Here is a 20,077-nt window from a genome sequence, read left to right as displayed (position 1 = left end):
AACCATGCGCCTAGCTAGCATTTCATCCATCTTATTAAGCGTTGCCGCGTTGAGCGTTAACATCGACGCTACGGCCGGCTCGACCGCTCAAGACTGGGCCAAGATCACCACGCCGACCCAGGAACCCAGCGAAAGCATAGGCACCTATACCAGCGGTTGCCTCAGTGGCGCGGCTACCCTGCCCCTGGACGGCCAAGGTTATCAAGTGATGCGCTTATCGCGCCACCGCTATTACGGCCACCCCAATTTAATCGGCTTTATCCAGCATCTAGGCCAGTTCAGCGCCGAGCATAAATTGGGCTCGTTGTTGATCGGCGATTTAGGCCAACCACGCGGCGGCCCCACTTTAAGCGGACATCGCAGCCATCAGTCAGGCTTGGATGTGGATATATGGTTTTTGTTATCCGAACCAGCCAGTAACCGGCAATTGACGGCCAACGAACGCGAAACCTGGAGCGCACCGTCGGTCGTGAACATGCAAAACGATACCATGGATTACCGGCATTGGTCGCCGGATCTGGCAAAGCTACTGGAAGCCGCCGCACGCCAACCGGAGGTCGACAGGATTTTTGTAAACCCCAGCATCAAACAAGAATTGTGCACCACCAAAAGTGCCGGAGCCGGTGAATGGTTGCGGAAGATTCGCCCATGGTGGAAACACGACGATCATTTTCATGTGCGCTTGAAATGCCCCGCGCATAGTCCGCATTGCGACTCGCAAGAGCCGTTACCTGCCGGCGACGGTTGCGACGCCAGCTTGGCGTGGTGGTTTTCCGCGGAAGCCAAAGCCCCGTCGAAAAGCGTGCCGCTACCACCGCCACCGTTACCGGCATTGTGCGAGCAGCTGTTGCGTCGTCCCTGATGGTTTTGGCACATCGGCTTTTACAGAACCAGTCAGCTAAATATTTTATTCGTCATTTGAGATAACCATGCCCGATTTCGTACTTCATCAACAACTGGCGCAAGATTGTTTTAACGTAGGGAGCTTTGCGCTATCGGAATTGTTAATGATGAACGATAGCCAATACCCATGGTTCATCCTGGTGCCCAGGCGCCACAATATCAGAGAGATTTATCAGCTTGGACCGGCGGATAGACAGGCTCTGCAAAGCGAGTCCTGCCTGCTTGCCGAGGCAGTTGCGAGTATTTATCGCCCCGACAAACTCAATATTGCCGCAATTGGCAATCTCGTCCCGCAATTGCATCTGCACCATGTAGTACGCTATCAAACCGACAAAGCCTGGCCGGCGCCGGTATGGGGAAAGTTTGCCAGCCTGCCCTATGCAGGCGACCAGGCCGAACAAAGGATTACCCAACTCCGTTCCGCTTTGCAGATGCATTTAATCAATTGAAAATTGATTGAATCTTTAGCCAGGGATAGCAAGCGAGAATATGCAATAACTGAAATAACCCAATTATTGTGTGATTGACGCTCGGTGCAAAAGCACGTCACAATCAAAAAGGTCGCAACGTAAGGACAGGCGCTTGCAAATATCGTGACTCCAGTTTGAGCCCGCATCAGAAGCTCAGGAAATTTCGAGCCAGGTAAGCCGCTTATATCGATTGCTCAAATCCGTCGAGCTTATGGCAGACTGTGTAAAACTTAAAAAAGCCATTGTTACTACCATGCCTATTTTCATCGTCTGCTGTCTAATCTTAACTCCCCTAACCTTAACCCAAAATGCATTTTTACCCTTACTCAATATAGAGGCCGTATGGGGTGCGGGAGCGTGCCTTGCGGTGCTTTTTCTATTGAGTGGTTGTTTGAAATTAGTACCCAGCAAAATATGGCACGATGGTTTTGCCTCCGCAGGCTTATGGACTTGGTACGGTTACTGGAGCCCGCAATTCAGCGACGGCTCACCGCAATTCAGCGTGTTTCCGGTTTATTTTGCTTTGCTCAGCAGTTGGATGCTGCTGGGTTTAATCAACAAAAGTCCGCAGTTTGATTGGGAATCCCAAGAATCCTTGCGCTATATGCAAAAATATTTGGCCCGCTTCGATTCCTGCGCCGTTGCGGTATTGGTGCTCATTTGTCTGGCACTACCTGAGCACTATCTATCCTACCCGCTTGCAATGACCTTTTTCATCGTCCGTAGTGCTTTTCAGCGCTGCCTGGAGATTATTGATAGCCTGTAATTTTTTTTCATTGCTTACCCTTCCGCGCCATATCTTCCCACCTGATGCGGCGCGGTAGCCCAGCTAAAACCGGGTTACCACGCCTGCTACGGCACGATGCCTAAAATACGCCGGGCTAAGCGACTTCCTTGGCCTTATCCTGATAACTATCAATTTGATCGAAGTTAAGATAACGGTAGGTATCCGCGCTGGTTTGTTCGATGCTGGCGGCATATTGCATATACTCGGCAACCGTCGGAATCTTGCCCAATAGCGAGCACACCGCTGCCAATTCCGCTGAGGACAGATAGACGTTCGCGCCATTGCCCAAACGGTTGGGGAAGTTGCGGGTCGATGTCGATACCACGGTCGAACCTTCCGCCACTCGCGCCTGATTGCCCATGCACAAGGAGCAGCCCGGCATTTCGGTGCGCGCTCCGACCTTGCCGAAGGTGCCGTAATAGCCTTCTTCGATCAACTGGTTTTGATCCATTTTGGTCGGTGGTGCTACCCACAAGCGTGTGGGTAAGGCCCCGGCTTTTTCCAGCAACTTGCCGGCGGCGCGGAAGTGGCCGATGTTGGTCATGCAGGAACCGATGAACACCTCGTCGATCTTGGTGCCCGCCACTTCCGACAAAGGCTTGATGTCATCCGGGTCGTTTGGGCAAGCTAACAATGGCTCGGTGATTTCATTTAGGTCAATTTCAATGATTTCCGCATATTCCGCGTCTTTATCCGCTTCCATCAATACCGGATTGGCTAACCAATCCTGCATCGCTTTGATGCGGCGCTGAATGGTTCTGGCATCGCCGTAACCTTCGGCGATCATCCATTTCAGCAAGGTGATGTTGGAGTTCAAATACTCGCGAATCGGCGCTTCGTTGAGTTTGATCGTGCAACCACCGGCGGAGCGTTCGGCGGAGGCATCGGACAACTCGAACGCTTGCTCGACTTTTAAATCCGGTAAGCCTTCGATTTCCAAAATCCGGCCGGAAAACACGTTCTTCTTGCCTTGCTTGGCGACGGTCAATGAGCCGCTTTTCAATGCCGCATAAGGAATAGCATTCACCAAATCGCGCAAGGTGATGCCGGGTTGCATTTGGCCTTTGAAACGCACTAAAACCGACTCAGGCATGTCCAGCGGCATCACGCCGGTGGCGGCGGCAAAGGCCACCAGCCCGGAACCGGCCGGAAAGGAAATACCAATCGGGAAACGGGTATGCGAGTCGCCGCCGGTGCCGACAGTATCCGGCAGGAGCATGCGATTCAGCCAGGAGTGAATCACGCCGTCACCGGGACGCAGAGATACGCCGCCACGGGTCATGATAAAGTCCGGCAAGGTGTGCTGCATTTGCACATCGACTGGCTTGGGATAGGCCGCAGTATGACAAAACGATTGCATCACCAGATCCGCAGAGAAGCCTAAGCAAGCCAGGTCTTTCAGCTCGTCGCGGGTCATCGGCCCGGTGGTGTCTTGCGAACCTACGGTGGTCATTTTCGGTTCGCAATAGCTGCCAGGCCGCACGCCGGCCACGCCGCAAGCCTTGCCGACGATTTTTTGCGCCAGGGTAAAACCTTTGCCGGTATCGGCGGCTTCGCCCAAGCGGCGAAATACCGTAGAAGCTGGCAAGCCCAAGAATTGGCGGGCACGGTCGGTCAAGCCGCGACCAATGATCAACGGAATCCGGCCACCGGCGCGGACTTCGTCGAAGATCACTTCGGTTTTCAAAGCAAACTCGCAGACGACTTCGTCCGTATCATGCCGTTTGACGATACCTTGATAAGGATAAATATCGATCACGTCGCCCATCGCCATGCCAGTGACGTCGCATTCGATCGGCAGTGCGCCGGAATCTTCCATGGTATTGAAGAAAATCGGCGCGATCTTACCGCCGATACAAACACCGCCGCCGCGCTTGTTGGGGATATACGGAATATCGTCGCCCATGAACCACAACACCGAGTTGGTAGCGGATTTGCGCGACGAGCCGGTGCCGACCACGTCGCCGACATAGGCCACCGGGAAGCCCTTGGCTTTCAGTTCGGTGATTTGTTGCTCTGCATTGGTGATGCCGTCGCGCGGCATCTTCAGCATCGCCTTGGCGTGCAATGGAATATCCGGTCTGGACCAGGCATCCGGTGCCGGTGACAAATCGTCGGTATTGGTTTCACCGGTGACTTTGAACACTGTCACGGTGAGTTTTTCCGGCACTTCCGGCTTGGCGGTAAACCATTCGGCATCAGCCCAGGATTGCAGTACCTGTTTGGCGTAAGCGTTGCCGGCTTCGGCTTTTTCCTGCACATCGTGGAAGGCGTCGAAGATCAGCAAGATTTGCGACAGCGCTTTCGCGGCAATCGGCGCCAACGTGGCGTTGTCCAGCAATTCGATCAACGGTGCGACGTTGTAACCACCCAGCATCGTGCCGAGCAATTCGGTGGCTTTTTCAGCTGTTAATAGTGGCGATGTCGCCTCACCTTTAGCAATGGCGGTCAAAAAACCGGCTTTGACATACGCCGCTTCGTCGACGCCGGCTGGTATGCGGTTTTCCAACAAATCCAGCAGAAACGCTTCTTCGCCGGCAGGCGGCTGTTTCAATAATTCAACCAGCGCGGCGACTTGTTCGGCGTCCAGTGGTTTGGGAACGATGCCTTCGGCAGCGCGTTCGGCGACATGTTTTCGGTATTGTTCTAGCATGATGATTTCCGGTAAAAATTATTGGACTTGGGACGCTTGGTCTGCGGCGGCCTGTTCGGCGATAAAAGTACGCATGTCGTCGTTATCAACCCGCTGATAAATCTCGGCAACATCCAGCGTTAAATCCACTGACTCGAAGCGGGCTTGATCACCGAGAAAGTAATGATTGGAGACCCAGCCTTCGCTACGCCGGCAGACCTCGAAATCGACGATGTCCTGCTCGATCAGCACATATTCCAGCAAGCTGGGAATGGTTTGGTACAAGCGGCGCTTGATGGTTTCGTCGCGGCGGCGAGTGGATTTGGACAGCACTTCGACGATCAAGACTGGCGCTTCGGCATAATAGTCGTGGGTCGAGGTATCTTCGCAAACCACCATCGCATCGGGGTAGAACAGATACTGGCCGATCTTAACTTTGACATCGGAACTGAAGGGTTCACAAGGCTTGCCTTGTAAATGATTACCCAACAGTCGAGCCAAACTCATCTTGATGCGCTCATGATTCTTGCTGGCACTCGACATGGCCACCAGCTCGCCGGCGTCATACTCATGCTTTATGTCGCTGAGCAATTCCGCTGCCAGATAATCCTCAACAGACATCCAAGGCTTATCGAATTTAGGTTGCGCACTCATAACCGCCTCCGCCGCTGGTTAATCACTCCATCGCATCGACGATGGCTTGACCCATTTCCTGGGTGCCGTATTTGGTGTCCGGGTTCAAATCCGGGGTGACATAGACACCGCCGTTCACGACTTTTTCAATCGCGTTCAGCATTCGGGTAGCCGCGTCGTGTTCGCCCAAATGGTTCAGCATCATCACGCCACCCATCATCACCGCTGTAGGGTTGGCAATATTTTTGCCGACTATGTCCGGCGCACTGCCATGTACCGCTTCGAACAGCGCGGCGTCCGCACCTATGTTCGCACCAGGGATCAAGCCCAAGCCGCCTACCAAACCCGCAGTCAAATCCGACAAAATGTCACCAAACATATTGGTGGTAACAACCACGTCAAACTGTTCCGGCTTCATCACCATATGCATGCAAGCGGCATCGACGATTTTTTCGTCGAATTCGATGCCCGGATATTTGGCCGCCACTTCCCGTGCCGCTCTGAGGAACAAGCCCTGGGTGTATTTCAAAATATTGGCTTTGTGGCAGACCGTCACTTTCTTACGATTGTTATCGATAGCATACTTAAAGGCGTATTCCACGATACGTTCGGAACCGGCCTTGGTGACCACGGCCAAGCTTTCGGCAATGTCTTTAGCCGGGGTTAGATAATGTTCCAAACCGACATAGAGGCCTTCGGTGTTCTCACGCACGATGACAATATCGACGTCGTCGTAACGGGTTTTTACGCCTTTCCAGCTTTTCGCCGGCCGTACGTTGGCGTAGAGATCGTATTGTTTACGCAGTTCCACGTTGATGCTTCTAAACCCCTCGCCCACCATCGTGGTCAATGGTCCTTTAAACGCCACCCGAGTCTGGGCGATAGATTCCATCGTCGCATCCGGCAGCGGCGTGCCGGTTCTTTCATAAGCCGACATGCCGGCGTCCGCCTCATGCCAATGAATTTTCGCACCCGAAGCGTTGATCACCGCCACGGCGGCGTCCATGATCGAAGGGCCAATACCATCACCTTTAATCAACGTGACGTTATGCATTCATTTCTCCTACTTGATGTTTAAAAATAACCAGTCTTTGCGTGCACTCATCTGTATCGCGATTGAGTCGTTACTCATTCGCCTGATAAAGCACCGTTATTGCGAGTAATAATACACAGTTTCGCGCCCCGCCGCATGGTCAAGCGGGATTGGTGTAGGCCTTAATTTCGGGCGTACTCGGAGTTTATCAGCCAAACTCACCCCAGAAATGCAGCAAAATTCATACCCAAGCAGCCTAAGCCGATAATCGGCGTCCGGCAAACGAAAAAGCGGTATCATCGAACCCGCATCATTTTTTACCCAAGCCTTCATCAAAACTAAACATGGTCTCCGTCGATAAGCTGATTTTCGAATACCCTGGCCTGCGCGCATTGGACAATGTGTCGTTCGACATCGCTGCCGGCAGCATCACCGCGCTGGTCGGCCCCAACGGCGCCGGCAAAACCACGCTGCTGCGCTGCATGGCGGCGCTGGATCAACCGGTCAGCGGTGCGATCAACATCGCCGGCATCGACGTATTGGAACAACCGCGCGAGTGCCATCGCATCATCGGCTACTTATCGGATTTTTTTGGGCTTTATCAACGCTTGACGGTGCGGCAATGCCTGCATTTCGTGGCCCGCGCCCAGGGCATTTTTGCAACTGATTGCCCCGCCGCCATCGAAGCTGTCAGCCGGCGTTTACATATTCAAGATAGATTGGAAAACAGCCCAGCCGAGCTATCGCGCGGCCTACGTCAACGGGTAGCCATCGCCCAAGCCATCATCCACAAACCGCCGGTGGTGTTGCTGGACGAACCGGCATCCGGCTTGGACCCGGAAGCTCGCCATGAACTGGCCGAGCTATTTTTAGACCTGCAAGCCCAAGGCATGACACTGCTGGTGTCCTCGCATATCCTCGCCGAACTGGAAGCCTATTGCACCGATATGCTGGTGCTGCGTCACGGCAAAATCGTCGAACAAGTTGCGGTGAAAGCGCCGTCCTTGCTAAAACCCTTTAAATTACTGCTGGCACATCCAGTAGAAAACCTGCTGCAACGCCTGCAATCGCTACCCGATGTTAAGGTGTTGAACAGCGACGATAAACAACAAGCCGTATTGCAGCTGAACGGCGACGCGGCTCAACAACACCAAGTATTGAAAGCCCTCATCGCTTTGGATTTACCGGTCTGCGAATTCGCCCCGGTCGCCAGCAATCTGCAAGACGCTTACCTACAAACTATCCGCCACAGCTCATGAATCTGAATCCCGAATTTGAACGCCAGCTGATTTTGGAATGCTCGCCAGCTCGGATGGTAGGTGCGCCAATCGTGCTGGGCACGGTGTTTACCTTAAGCTATTTTTTGGACGACTACCGGCTGGGCAACATAACGGCGCAAGCCGCGCTGACGCTATTCATGCTGATCACGCTGCTATGGGGCACCCGGCAAAGCCTGGACAGCATCGTCGAAGAATACCGCGACCGGACCTGGGATACGCAACGCCTGTCAGCTCTCGGGCCGTGGGAAATGACCTGGGGTAAACTGCTGGGCAGCACCAGTATGGTTTGGTACTGCGCTGGTATCTGCTTGCTAGTCCATGCGCTGGCGACCGACAATCCGGCCGCCCTACCCTTGCTGTTTTTTTACGCCATCGGCACCGCGTTACTGGTACAAAGCGCCGGTCTTTTACTCGGTTTGCTGGCAGTGCAACGCGGCCAGCTAAAAACCGGTTCGATACTCATTTTGGTATTGGTGGGCTTCCTCGTTTTCATGCCGTCTTTGACTGATTTAACCGAAACGGCAAATTATTTGCCCGGTCATTTTCAAAGCAACACCTGGTATAACCTGACCGTTAACCCACAGACTTTGCACCAAATAAGCCTGCTTTTCGCCTTATTCTGGTGCGTCATGGGCAATTATCGCTTGCTGGCGCAAGACTTGAGTTTGCGAAATTTACCCTGGGCCTGGCTGGGTTTTACGCTGTTTTTGATTGTCTATTTGGGCGGCTTTATTCCCAATACCCACTATTCCTTTTCCCTGGCTGCTTTAGCCGTTTGCAGCGCTTTAACTTACATTGGCGTCATCGTCGAACGGCACGAGCCGATGCGCATCAAACGTTTACTGGATTATTGGCAACAAGGCAACTGGCGCCGAGTGGGTGAGGAACTACCCTTGAGCGCATTGAGTTTTGCGCTAAGCCTGCCGTTTGCGATATTTCTGAGCTTCCAAGAGCAACGCTTTGCCTGGCTGGACATCTCCCTGCATGCCTACCCACTGGCTGTCGCACTATTAGTACTACGCGATTGCGCCGTTTACCTGTTTTTTTGCTACGGCAAAAATCCGCAACGCGCGTTTAGCCTGAGTTTACTGTCCGCTGCGCTGCTGTACGGCATTCTCCCCGGCCTGTTCGGCGCAGTCGGCATGACCAGCGTTTCAGCGTTATTCTTTCCACTATGGGCGGATTCCGCATTCTCGGCGTTAGCTTTTGCCGCGCTGCAATGTGCGCTGATTTTACGCCTACTTTATCAACGCTGGCGGCAAAGTGTTTAAGGCCAATAGAATTTGTTGGTGCGTTAGCTAACTTTTCTTGCTTAGGCCTACCGGAATAGAGAAAATAAAGCCCAGCTACAAAAACAACAATAACTTGGCTATCGGAAACACTGATGCGCCCTTTGCGCCGCACCGAGTACGATGGTTGCGACCGGGACCGGCGGCATGCGCATACCAAATCCATTCATCGAACATCTTGCCGGCAAGGCTTTTTTTCGCGCCCCCACCCACCACCCGCTCCGACGTTTTCTCGATACCAAACTGTCGCTCAGCCCCGCCAAACTGTTTTCCATTCCGCAATTCGATGAAGACACCGAACGGCAATTTTGGGAAGAACGTTACCTAGTATTACTAAGCCCCCTCAAATGGGCGTTAGGCTTGGGAGCCGTCGCATTCCTGGTCTATATCCTGCTGGATCTACATACTGGTAATACCTCAACCGCAGAAGCCATCTTAAGACTTCCCATAGTCCTGGTACTTTTGGGCTTATTCAGATACCTAAATGTCTGCGTAGAAGCGGCGGCAAAAATCAACACCATCGCCAAACTCAGCGCCGGACTGTCCGCAGCCAATTTAATCGCCACCTTGCTGTACGACGGTAATCCCCGCTACTACGCCGAAACCTGGCCGGCCCTATTGCCCATGTATTTTTTCAGTTACGGGCAAATGTTCATGTCGTTGCGGGCGACAATAAGTTTTGGCTGGAGTACTGCGCTGACCATGCCGCTGGCCGGCTATTGGCTTGGGCTGACCGTGATTGACTTGATCCCGTCTGTCCTTAACCTTTGCATCGTCAATATCTTCGGCGTCTGCACCCGCTGCCAACTGGAAGCTTACGCCCGCAAATCCTTCAGTGAAAAGCGCAAAGTGGAACTGGTCGCCGAGCGTAAGAGCCGCTTCTTGCGGCAGCTCAGCCACAATTTGCGGCAACCACTGCAGGCCCTGAGTTGCTATTCCTCCGTCATGGAGGCAGCCTGTATGGAACCTGCCACTCAATCATTGCAACATATCGCCGGGCGTATGGGCTTTGCGATTGATGAACTGAACCGCGCCGTCAACCATATTTTGGACATTGGCAACCTGGAAAACGGCACGCAACGTCCGTTGCTGACTACCGTCGACATCAATTTGTTGCTGGCCGCATTAGAAAACCAGTTTGCCCCACAAGCCGCCAAACGCGGCCTGAATTTGATCGTGCATCTCCGTCGAAGCCCACCTTATAACGTCCACAGCGACGCCAGCATTTTGAGCCAGATCATCGGCAACCTGCTGGATAACGCGATCAAATACACCAATAGCGGCTGGATCATACTGACGGCCGTCAAAATCGGCCCGGACTGCTTGCAAATCCATGTGCGCGATAGTGGCCCCGGTATCTCGACGGACATACGCGGCGACATCTTCAAGGAATTTGTCCGCGGCCAGCGCCGCAATAACGACCCCAGCGCGCATGGTTTGGGGATTGGTCTGGCTTATGTATCCACCGCCGTCCAACATCTACCCGATCACGAACTGGCATTGCATTCCAAACCGGGACGCGGCTGCGACTTTAAACTGAGCGTACCCATCGCTCAACCCAGTTTGACCAATTTCGAATCACCGGCGCCTATCGGCGACTTTGCCGGCCGTCTGATCCTGGTTGTGGACGATGACGCCGAAACACTCGAAGCTCTGAGCTGCCGACTACAAGCCTGGGGCTGCGACGTACAAACCGCGACTTCGCTTGTCGAAACCCGACTGGCTCTGGCCGACACTCTACAAGTGCCGGACTTACTGATTACCGATTTTTACCTGGGTAACACCGAAACCGCCCACAACATTATCGCCGCCGTCCACGCCGATTGCGGTCCGGTGCCGATCTTGGTGCTGTCGGCGGAAGGCATCTGCGAAGAGGACAAAGCCCACTGGCCGGCCGGTACTCAGTTGTTGCGCAAGCCGGCGAAGTCCAATGTGCTAATGGCGACGATAGTTAAGGCGTTAGAGCGCGAGACGGAGAATGCACAACTTATTTGAGCCTGCCATCGCGCCTACGTCTCTACGCGACCGCAAAAACGCTGCCAATTCCCCCCCATTTATAAAAATAGGGAAAAGGGGGAGATTTTCTACAATCCTGCTCCGGTCAACCCAAACACAATCCCTTGCTCGAACAACTTCACCAGCAATTCGGTCCGCCGTGACACCCCGAATTTCTGGAAAATAGGCCGCAAATGATTCCTGACCGTCTGCTCCTGAATGTTTAACCGCTTGGCAATCGACTTATTGGTATGCCCGCAGGCAATCCAACGCAGAATCTCAAATTCGCGCGGCGTCAGTCCCAAGCTGGTCGGACTGGTTTTTGGCTGAATGCCGGACATTGAGTCGTCACTGCTTGCGGCTACCGACGGCTTACCAGCCATAGCCGCCGGCAAATACACCTTGCCGGACAACACGTCGCGCAAAGCCTCGACAAAGGCCTGCCGCGACACAGTCTTGACCACAAACCCCATCGCTCCGGATTTCAGGGCTTGAAATACCACGTCCCGGTCTTCCACCCCGGAGAACATCACCACGCACAAATCCGGAAACACCTGTTTCAGCTCGGTTAAACCGTCCAGACCACTTCGATCCGGCAGCTGCAAGTCCAGCAATACCAAATGCAAAGTCTGAACCCGCGCAATCGCCAGACCGGCGGCGAAACTCTCCGCCTCGAACACCTGCGCGTCCGGGTAAATCTGTTTCAACAAACAGGCCACCCCTTCGCGCGCGCAAAAGTGGTCGTCGATTAACAAAATATTCACAGTCTTCATCCCCGTAGCAAGCCTGATTGGCGGATTGTAACCCCGTACAGCCCGCAATAGACCCAGTACACTTGTACTAGTACGGAAAACAAGTGGCAGTGGGAATTGCGTTGGGCCAGAATCCTTATAGGCAAAACCAAAGAGGCACCGACATGGCAAGTATCCATCGCCAACTTGGCTGCCGGCTCGACTTAGCCTGTGCTCACGGCTATCACATCTGGCTGAGCAAGCACTCAAAAGCTATTATTAAACCGGCGCTCAAATATAGCCGCCCCGCGTATGCGGGGCCCAATTTTCAAGGTGGGTTCCCGCTTCCGCGGGAATGAGGGAACCAGGGAATCTAAGGACCGGGTTAATAAAAGAGGCGGCAAAGCAATCAAGACCTTACCCGACTGGGTTTTATCGTGTAATTTCGAGTTTATTGGCAAACAAAGTTTCGATCTTTTTCATTTAATATTAATTTCTACGCGGACATTAACAGGGCAACGGTACCATGGCCAATTTCAAAGATCTGCAAGGAAAACCAACAGATTTCGACCAATGCTTCCCCAATGTTGTCAAATACGACCCCGCCTCGAAAACCTTCGAAATTGGGTTGGTCATGGGCGGTACGGTGTCGTCAGGCGCCTATACCGCAGGCGTAATCGATTTCCTGATCGAAGCGTTGGACAACTGGCAAACCGCTAAAGAAAACGGTGAAGACGTACCGGACTGGAAGGTCAAACTCAAAGTGGTGACCGGCACTTCCGGTGGTGGGGTCACGGTTGCGTTGTTAGCGCGAGCATTGTCCTTCGATTTTCCGCCGGTTCGTAAAGCGTCAAGCCCTAGCGATCAAGAAGCTAACCCTTTCTACCGAATCTGGGTCAAGGAAGTCGATATTCATAAAATGCTGGATACCGCTGATATCGAAGGCCCGGAGCCGACGGTTTCCTTGTTGAATGCACGTGTGCTCGATAACTGCGCTTGGATGATCGCCAATTTTGACAAGGCCTTCCCCAGCCTGACGCTCAAAGCCAAAACCCGCGAGTTTATCGAAAATCCGCTACCAATTTATCTGACCCTGACCAACTTGCGCGGCATCCCTTACCGGATCGACATGGGCGATAATGGCCTGCAGCAGGAATACGTCAATCATGCCGACCATGTGCGGATGGCAGTTTTTAGTCAAGGGCTGAATCCTAATTATCAGGTTCGCCCGGATGAGTTTACGGTAGGCGGCAACACAAAAAACGCCATTCCATGGGATCAGGCCGTGCAATATGCTTTGGGTACCTCTGCTTTCCCGCTCGGATTTCCGTTGCGCGCTTTGTCACGACCGATCACGCATTATCGCTACCGCGCCATTATCTTGCCTAATTCGAATGATCCCATTCGCCATATCGACCCGATCTGGACCGAATTGGCTGTTGAGCCGATCACTACTTCTCAGGGCATGGTCGCCGACGTCGTCGCTGATGAGTACCATTTTGCCGCCGCCGACGGCGGCATGACCAACAACGAACCTATCGAATTGTGCCGATCCGCACTGGCAGGTTTTTTAAATTCCAACCCTCGTGGCGGCGATGATGCACATCGCGCCTTGATTTTGATTGATCCCTTTGCCGACCAGGCTTCGCTGGGTCCAAAGGATCAGCCCGAGCTATTGAAATCGATTCCCCCCCTGCTGAGTGCTTGGAAAAATCAGGTCCGCTACGATAGCCGCGATCTGATGCTGGCTGCGGACAGCAACATTTTCAGCCGTTTTATGATTACCGCCAAACGCGACGGCGAGGTCGCAGGGGGTAAGTCCATCGCCACGGCATGTGCTTCTGCTTTTGGTGGCTTTTTAAGTGAGCGTTTCCGCCGTCACGATTTCTTGTTGGGCCGTAAAAACTGCCAGGACTTTCTGATTAGCACCTTCAATTTGCCGGTTTCCAATTTATTGGTCAAAGACTGGGCAAACGCTCATACTGCCAGCTCATTAATTTCAAACGGTAAAATTAGCTTAATTCCTATTTGCGGTAGCAGCCAGTTTCCCGAGCAGACAGAGCCTTATCCAAAAGACGAATTTGACTTGGATGCCGCCGATTTTCAAGCCCCCTTGGCAAAACGTATCGCCCGTTTGATTGAAAAAGCCAAAGGCCGCATTAGTCCGCACGGTGTATTTCCCCAGCTCTATCTGGCCCCTTTGTTCGAAAATTCCAAGGACGGTTTACAAACCAAAATCAACGATTGGTTAAAAACGGCTTTGCGAGAGTGGGGGCTGTAAATTCATCATTTAACAACTTTCAAGGAGCCATCATGAGCGGATTTAAATTGGGTGAAAAATCCCTTAAAGAACTTAACGGCGTCCATGCCGATTTGGTGGCCGTCGTCAAACGGGCCATAGAACTCACCAGCCAGGACTTCTCCGTTCACGACGGCATTAGGACACTGGCCGAACAGCAAAAATTGGTTCAATCCGGTGCTTCTCAGACATTGGATTCCCGACACATCACCGGCCATGCGGTCGATTTGGTACCGTATATCAACGGCAAACTGCGTTGGGAGTGGGAGCCGATTTACAAAATTGCCGACGCGGTACGCACCGCCGGGAAAGAACTGAATGTGCCGATCCGCTGGGGTGGTGCCTGGGATGTCACTTTAACCAATACCGACGAAGCGCCTGAAGACTTGGTTGCCGATTACACGGCATTACGTAAAAAGGCAGGGAAAAAGGCCTTCATTGACGGTCCGCATTTCGAGTTGCCAAAAGCAAAATATCCGTAACGCCTTGGCTGCACGGCTACCGACATTTACATACCATCCACTGACTTTTGAACATTAAACCCTAAGCAAACATGAAATTAGAACCCAACCACACCCATCAAGTAGACATTGATCCTCGTCAACGCTATTACCCCACCGGCTTGGACGTTGCTGTTGGTGAGAAATATCAATTTACTGCGTCCGGCAGTTGGCGGGATGCTTCGCATATTTGCGGCCCCACAGGATGGCGAGAAGACTGGACTCGGTATGTGGCACGATTTAGCCGTTTACCGGACTACGACTTGTTTTACTTGTGCGGTGCAATCGACGAGAATGAAAAGAACAATTTTCCGATAGGCGCATCAGCCGAAGTCACGATGACAGCGAACGGCAAGCTCAGTCTATTTGCCAACGACTTGTGGCTGTTTTACTGCAATAACTACCGAGTTCACGATGCGCCAATGTTGGTGGACATTCGGCGAACTGCCTAGTGATTGAATTTGACTATCGCGATACGCCAACACTCCAGACTTTGGTGCTCAAAATGAAACAACTCACTATAGAACCCAACAACACCCAGTTTTCGCTGCCGAATGCCTATGCGTTGGCTTTGGCTTCCAAATTGGCGTATGCCAAGGAAGCCGAAGTTTTGAACAAACTGTCGGTGCAAGGCTTTAACGGCCGATTTATCGACGCCAGCAAAATCGCCGGCTCCAGCCAGGATACCCAGGCCTTTATTGCCCACAGCGGCAGTGTCATCGTGATTGCCTTTCGCGGCACCGAAAAAGTACCGGAAGACTGGTGCGCCGACGCCAAGATGGCATTCCGCACCACGCCGCACGGTAACATCCACACCGGCTTCGACGACGCCCTGGACGCCATTTGGGATACCTTGGTCGATACCCTGGAAAGCGTCCATCAATACGGCCAATCGCTATGGCTGACCGGCCATAGCCTGGGCGGCGCGTTGGCGGTGCTGGCGGCGGCGCGTCTGACGCTGGACATCGACCGGCGCATCTACAAATCCATCAACGGCTTATACACCTTCGGCCAGCCTCGGGTCGGCGACCGCCGCTTCGTCTCCGAACTCGACCAAGCCCTGAAACCGCGTTATTTCCGTTTCGTCAACGACAACGACATCGTGCCGCGCGTGCCGGACCGGCTCAACCAATACCAGGAAGGCGGCAGCATTTGCTTCTTCGATTCGGAAGGCAAATTACACGAGGATGTCGGTTACTGGTTTAAATTCATGGAGCGGATTAAAGGCTCGCTAAACCAGAAACTGGATTTAATTCCATCCTTTATCGAGCATCATTTTATCGATCACTATATTCAAAACATCGAGAAGAATTTATAAGGCGGGGCCGGTCGGCGTTATTAACCCGGCCCTATTTATCACTGGTATGCCGTTCGGGCGGAGTTCGGCTGGCATGTCCTTCGACAGGGCTCTCCTGAGCGCAGCCGAAGGACTCGGGGCGAATGGTATTCAAGGGCCGGGTTAATAACCATAAATAAACCTTGAACTTAAAAATAGCCGTTGGCCTGTGTTGCGAGCCGAATCAAAAATCGGCATTCGATCATCGGCCCGACAAGGCGTTTTTTCCGCGCTGAACTAAACTGCCGAGGTAACAAGCGTTAGGACCAAGAACCATTTATCTCGGTGTTTACATAATAAGAACAAACTCTTCGCCAATTTCAAGAGAGGTATTCCATGAGCAATAAAAATATCGTGCTGTGCTCGGACGGCACCGGCAACAAAGGCGGGTATGGTAGCGACAGCAACGTTTACAAAACCTATAAGGCCGTGGACGTCACCAGCGGCAATGCTCATCAATTCACGTTTTACGACCAAGGGGTCGGCACCGACAAGAGCGACACCAGCAAAAACAAATACTGGACCGCGATGTCCGGCGCATTCGGTTTCGGTTTTCAAAAAAACGTGCTCCATCTGTACCACTTCCTGGCCAGATGCTACGTACCCGGCGACAACATCTTTTTATTCGGTTTCAGCCGCGGCGCGGCGACCGTGCGCGCCTTTACCGGATTTTTAAACGCTTGCGGCTTGATCGATCCCAAACACTTCTTAAAGACCGACGGCTCGATCGATTCCGCGGTGCTATCGGGCTTGGTCAAGCAAGCCATGACCTGCTACGGCACCGGTAATCCGAACCAACACCAGCAGTTCAAAAAACAATTCGCTTTCCAAGATCCAAACCACGCACCCGACGGTAACCTGAAGATCCATTTCGTCGGCGTTTGGGATACCGTGTCGGCGCTGGGCTTTCCCAAGGACTTCAGCGTTCTGCTGCAAGGCTTCGGTCGAAGCATGGACTGGTTAACCGATCATAGCCCGTGGTGGAAGCATAGTTTTTACGATTACAAACTGAATAACGCCATCCAAAATGCCTATCACGCGATCGCCATCGACGACGATCGGGAAACCTTTCATCCCTTGGTTTGGGACGAGCGCGACTACGACCATTACGTCGAGCAAGTCTGGTTTGCCGGAGTGCATTCCAACGTCGGCGGCGGCTACCCGCGTACCGGCATGTCCGACGTGGCCTTGGTCTGGATGCTGGAAAAGGCCATGGCCCATGGACTGGTCGTTTACGACGACGCACTGACCTCCTACCGGGAAAGTGCCAACGTTTACGACAAACTCTACGACTCGCGCGACGGCGCGGCGATGTACTACCGCTACGGACCGCGCAACTTGGCCGAGTTATCCAAAGATTCCAAAACCGGCAAGTGGCTGCTTAAAAACGACGCCGACATCGCCATTCACCGCAGTGCGTTCCGAAAAATCCTGGAAGTCAGCGAGGCCTATGCACCCGATGGCCTACCGCCTAAATTCAATGTGGTAGACCACGTGTTCGACGCAAACAATCCGCCTGCGGCGGCCGCCTCCAAGGTGGTACTGACCGTGGATACCTCGGCAAAATCCGCCGCTTGGCAGCAACTTAGCGCCGAGGCCGACGCCGTCATTAACGCCAGGAAACACTTGTACGTCTGGTTCTCGGAACTGACGATGGCGATCATCCTAGCGTCGTGGTTTATGTGGGTCTATCCGCCCGATTCGGTAACCAACCTGACCAGCGGCGGCTTCAGCGGCTCGATTTCGGATTTGCTGCGTTATCTGACACCGGTATTCTTCGAAAACTTTATCCGCTACGTGGTGGAAGTCCACGGCTGGATTTCTCTGCTGATGCTCGGCACGTTGGCGGCGCTGTATTACCGGCGCAATTCCTTGCTCAATAAACTGGATCAAACCTGCCAGGACATGGCGACCTTGATAAAACTCGTCCTCACGGCGCAAAAAAACAGCGCTCAACCGTGAAGTCCCAGCCAAGAATACTCGTACGGAGGTGACCCATGATAGATGCCAACCTAATCAAATCCGCGCTGCCGCAATGTAAGTCGCCCGATACCTGGGCGGCGGCGTTGAACCCGGCCATGGAGCAATTTCAAATCAACAATCCCGGCCGCATCGCCTGCTTTCTAGCGCAAACCGGCCACGAATCCAGCCAGTTCAACCGCTTGACCGAAGGCCTTTACTACAAAACGGCAGCCCGGTTGGTGGCGGTCTGGCCCAAGCGTTTTCCGACCGAAGCCGTCGCCGCTCCCTATGTCGCCAACGAAGAGAAATTAGCAAATTACATCTACGCCAACCGCATCGGCAACGGCCCGGAAAGTTCGGGCGACGGCTACCGGTTTCGCGGCCGGGGCTTGATTCAAATCACCGGCCGCAGCAACTACGCGGATGTTGGCAAGGCCCTGGGCGTCGATTTGATCGCTCAGCCAGAATTGCTGATCGAACCCAAATGGGCAGCGTTGAGCGCGGCCTACTTTTGGTTCGGCCACGGCTTGAACGCATTGGCAGACGATGAAACCAACGATAACGATATCGAGGACTTCACTTCCATCACGAAGAAAATCAACGGTGGCACCGCCGGCTTACAAGATCGCCTGGCTTTGTATCGATCGATCAAACTCTTAGTGAAGTAAGCGGAAAAGTGATCGGGCATTGGCTAGCCAACTGAGCGATCACTAGAACAGGTTGCCGCGGATCGCGATAGGCGTGTCTAAAACGCACCTGGCGCGCCCTACCCAGAAGCTAGACTAGGCGGTGCGCCTTTATCGATTGCGTAGAAGTACAAACCTGGGATTGCAATCCCAAGGGTTGGGAGGCCAGGCAACCCAGGCTGGCGCACCAATTTAAATGTAAGCCAGCCGACAGTTTTCAATAGTGCTTCTATACTCGATCCGCGCAACCTAAACGCGGCGGGATGCCATCATGAATGGCGCCGCGTCGGAACGGATTCGGCAACGGCCTTATCGGTTGTCGAAATAATAATGACTCATGCAATGAGGACAAACCATGGACAACGCATTTTTCACCGCTCAACGCCTGTTACCCTGGCTACTGGCAGCCTCGACCGGTCTGGTCGTCGGCTGCGCCGAGACGCCGAAAGCGCCAGTGGCCACGGTAAGCCACCTACCGGCCTTCGAGAAAATTAAAGACAAACTACAGGCGTTGAATCTGACGCTACCCAAACCGGTAACCCATATCGACGCCGCCGGATTCGTCGGCTGCATGGCGCCTTTAACTTCGCGCCTCGAACCCGGATTGGTCAAGGCACTAGGCAATCTAAAAGCCGAACTCGACAAACTGCAAGACTTGGACGATGCCAATCTGCTTGGCAAGCCATCGCTGATTTCCGATCTGTTGGACAACTTGACCACCTCGCCGCACTTCGACGGCCCTGCCGGCCTGGCCGACAAAATCAAAACCGGTCTGACAGAGCACCGCAAACAGCTTCATGAGCGTCTGAAAACCGAAACCGCCCTGCTCGCCGCTGACACCGAGCAAGTTCTGAAACTCGAAGAAGACTATCTAAAGGCCTATTTCATAAAAGGCGGCGCGCAATTGTTGTCCCAAGCCATTAAAAACCCCGCCGAACAAACCGAGCTGCGGCAACAAGCCGCGTCAGTTTTAAAGCTGAACCCTGATGATCCCAAGCTGGAGAAAGTTCTGGCCTTGTTCGACAAGCAACTCAGCAAAGCCACCGGCAAACTGGCGCAAAAAAGCCTCGGCTTCGTCGGCCGCGACGGTACCCAATACGGCTATCCCGGCATCGTCGAAACCAGCAACCAAGTCAGCATCGACCACAGCCAAATCGCCGCCGACACCTTGCGTATCACCTTGGAAGCCTTCCGCGACCATTACGCGCCGTTGCCGGTTCTGCCGAATACCAACGCCGCCGCCAGCTTGAAAGATTACGTCATAGATTTCAACAAACCGGTGCACTGGGTTTACGACCGCCGCGACGGTGCCTCTGCCACTATTACCATCGACGAAGCCGGCTTCCAAGCGATCGAAGCCCAGGCCCGTAAAGCTGAAGCCAGTGTCGCCGGGGCAGTTGGCAAGGCCATCCGCGGGGGGGCGTGGGGTGCGTTGAACAACGAAGCGGTCGCCAAACTGGCGGAAACTGCCGCCGGCGTCGTCGCCCGCCACATAACGGAACGCGGTCAATGGTGCTTAAAAGCGCAACAAGGGGGCTAGT

Annotated in this window: 17 protein-coding genes; 13 read left to right on the top strand and 4 right to left on the bottom strand. The window is 53.5% G+C overall.

All coding sequences use genetic code 11. The annotated features are described in order from the left end of the window. The first annotated feature begins 4 nt into the window (after positions 1-4). From mepA to ACH5Y9_RS08450, 3 genes are all read left to right on the top strand, one after another. Complete coding sequence (gene mepA, locus ACH5Y9_RS08460; RefSeq protein ID WP_445369270.1) at positions 5-862, top strand: penicillin-insensitive murein endopeptidase; 858 nt, start codon at positions 5-7, stop codon at positions 860-862. Positions 863-929: 67 nt separating this feature from the next. Beyond that, the gene (locus ACH5Y9_RS08455; protein ID WP_445369269.1) at positions 930-1,352 is read left to right on the top strand and encodes an HIT domain-containing protein; all 423 of its coding nucleotides are present in this window, start codon (positions 930-932) and stop codon (positions 1,350-1,352) included. A gap of 412 nt (positions 1,353-1,764) precedes the next feature. Next, positions 1,765-2,139, top strand: a complete 375-nt coding sequence (locus ACH5Y9_RS08450; RefSeq protein ID WP_225587603.1) for a hypothetical protein — start codon at positions 1,765-1,767, stop codon at positions 2,137-2,139. A gap of 115 nt (positions 2,140-2,254) precedes the next feature. On the opposite strand, the gene acnB is transcribed toward ACH5Y9_RS08450, so the two are convergent. From acnB to ACH5Y9_RS08435, 3 genes are read right to left on the bottom strand one after another with little or no spacing between them, the layout of a single operon-like run. Continuing rightward, positions 2,255-4,813, bottom strand: coding sequence for a bifunctional aconitate hydratase 2/2-methylisocitrate dehydratase (acnB, locus tag ACH5Y9_RS08445; protein WP_445369268.1), 2,559 nt, complete (start codon positions 4,811-4,813; stop codon positions 2,255-2,257). Positions 4,814-4,831: 18 nt separating this feature from the next. Beyond that, positions 4,832-5,446 carry a Uma2 family endonuclease gene (locus ACH5Y9_RS08440; protein ID WP_033156226.1) on the bottom strand — a complete coding sequence of 205 codons (615 nt, stop codon included), beginning with the start codon at positions 5,444-5,446 and terminating at the stop codon, positions 4,832-4,834. Positions 5,447-5,468: 22 nt separating this feature from the next. Further along, positions 5,469-6,479 (bottom strand): isocitrate/isopropylmalate dehydrogenase family protein, encoded by a 1,011-nt coding sequence (locus ACH5Y9_RS08435; RefSeq protein ID WP_033156225.1) that lies wholly within the window; start codon positions 6,477-6,479, stop codon positions 5,469-5,471. A gap of 323 nt (positions 6,480-6,802) precedes the next feature. Here ACH5Y9_RS08435 and ACH5Y9_RS08430 point away from each other — a divergent pair, with 323 nt between their 5' ends. From ACH5Y9_RS08430 to ACH5Y9_RS08420, 3 genes are all read left to right on the top strand, one after another. Then, the gene (locus tag ACH5Y9_RS08430; protein ID WP_033156224.1) at positions 6,803-7,717 is read left to right on the top strand and encodes an ABC transporter ATP-binding protein; all 915 of its coding nucleotides are present in this window, start codon (positions 6,803-6,805) and stop codon (positions 7,715-7,717) included. Further along, on the top strand, positions 7,714-9,009 hold the full coding sequence (locus tag ACH5Y9_RS08425) for an ABC transporter permease (RefSeq protein WP_033156223.1): 1,296 nt from the start codon (positions 7,714-7,716) through the stop codon (positions 9,007-9,009). The genes ACH5Y9_RS08430 and ACH5Y9_RS08425 overlap by 4 nt, the downstream gene beginning before the upstream one ends. Positions 9,010-9,174: 165 nt before the next feature. Beyond that, positions 9,175-11,022 (top strand): ATP-binding response regulator, encoded by a 1,848-nt coding sequence (locus ACH5Y9_RS08420; protein WP_445369267.1) that lies wholly within the window; start codon positions 9,175-9,177, stop codon positions 11,020-11,022. Between the two features lie 89 nt (positions 11,023-11,111). On the opposite strand, the gene ACH5Y9_RS08415 is transcribed toward ACH5Y9_RS08420, so the two are convergent. Beyond that, positions 11,112-11,786, bottom strand: coding sequence for a response regulator transcription factor (locus ACH5Y9_RS08415; RefSeq protein ID WP_319960843.1), 675 nt, complete (start codon positions 11,784-11,786; stop codon positions 11,112-11,114). A gap of 493 nt (positions 11,787-12,279) precedes the next feature. Here ACH5Y9_RS08415 and ACH5Y9_RS08410 point away from each other — a divergent pair, with 493 nt between their 5' ends. The 7 genes from ACH5Y9_RS08410 to ACH5Y9_RS08380 all read left to right on the top strand — a co-directional run bounded on the left by ACH5Y9_RS08410 (position 12,280) and on the right by ACH5Y9_RS08380 (position 20,076). Next, a complete protein-coding gene (locus tag ACH5Y9_RS08410; RefSeq protein WP_445369266.1) occupies positions 12,280-14,034 on the top strand; it encodes a patatin-like phospholipase family protein in 1,755 nt (584 codons plus the stop codon). A 32-nt stretch (positions 14,035-14,066) separates the two neighbouring features. Next, positions 14,067-14,534, top strand: a complete 468-nt coding sequence (locus ACH5Y9_RS08405) for a M15 family metallopeptidase (RefSeq protein ID WP_445369265.1) — start codon at positions 14,067-14,069, stop codon at positions 14,532-14,534. A gap of 71 nt (positions 14,535-14,605) precedes the next feature. Further along, entirely contained in the window at positions 14,606-15,004 is a 399-nt protein-coding gene (locus tag ACH5Y9_RS08400) for a hypothetical protein (protein ID WP_445369264.1), read from the top strand. Beyond that, positions 15,004-15,870: a lipase family protein gene (locus ACH5Y9_RS08395; protein WP_445369263.1), complete on the top strand. Its 867-nt coding sequence runs from the start codon at positions 15,004-15,006 to the stop codon at positions 15,868-15,870. Before ACH5Y9_RS08400 ends, ACH5Y9_RS08395 begins: the two co-directional genes overlap by 1 nt. 354 nt (positions 15,871-16,224) lie before the next feature. Beyond that, positions 16,225-17,850 carry a DUF2235 domain-containing protein gene (locus tag ACH5Y9_RS08390; protein WP_445369262.1) on the top strand — a complete coding sequence of 542 codons (1,626 nt, stop codon included), beginning with the start codon at positions 16,225-16,227 and terminating at the stop codon, positions 17,848-17,850. Positions 17,851-17,885: 35 nt separating this feature from the next. Then, entirely contained in the window at positions 17,886-18,518 is a 633-nt protein-coding gene (locus ACH5Y9_RS08385) for a glycoside hydrolase family 19 protein (protein ID WP_445369261.1), read from the top strand. A 373-nt stretch (positions 18,519-18,891) separates the two neighbouring features. Then, positions 18,892-20,076: a hypothetical protein gene (locus tag ACH5Y9_RS08380; RefSeq protein ID WP_445369260.1), complete on the top strand. Its 1,185-nt coding sequence runs from the start codon at positions 18,892-18,894 to the stop codon at positions 20,074-20,076. The last annotated feature ends 1 nt before the right edge of the window (position 20,077 follow it).

It is taken from the genome of Methylomonas sp. BW4-1, assembly GCF_052474385.1.
Note: the sequence above shows the minus strand (reverse complement) of the source record. Positions and strands in the feature narration are given on the sequence as shown.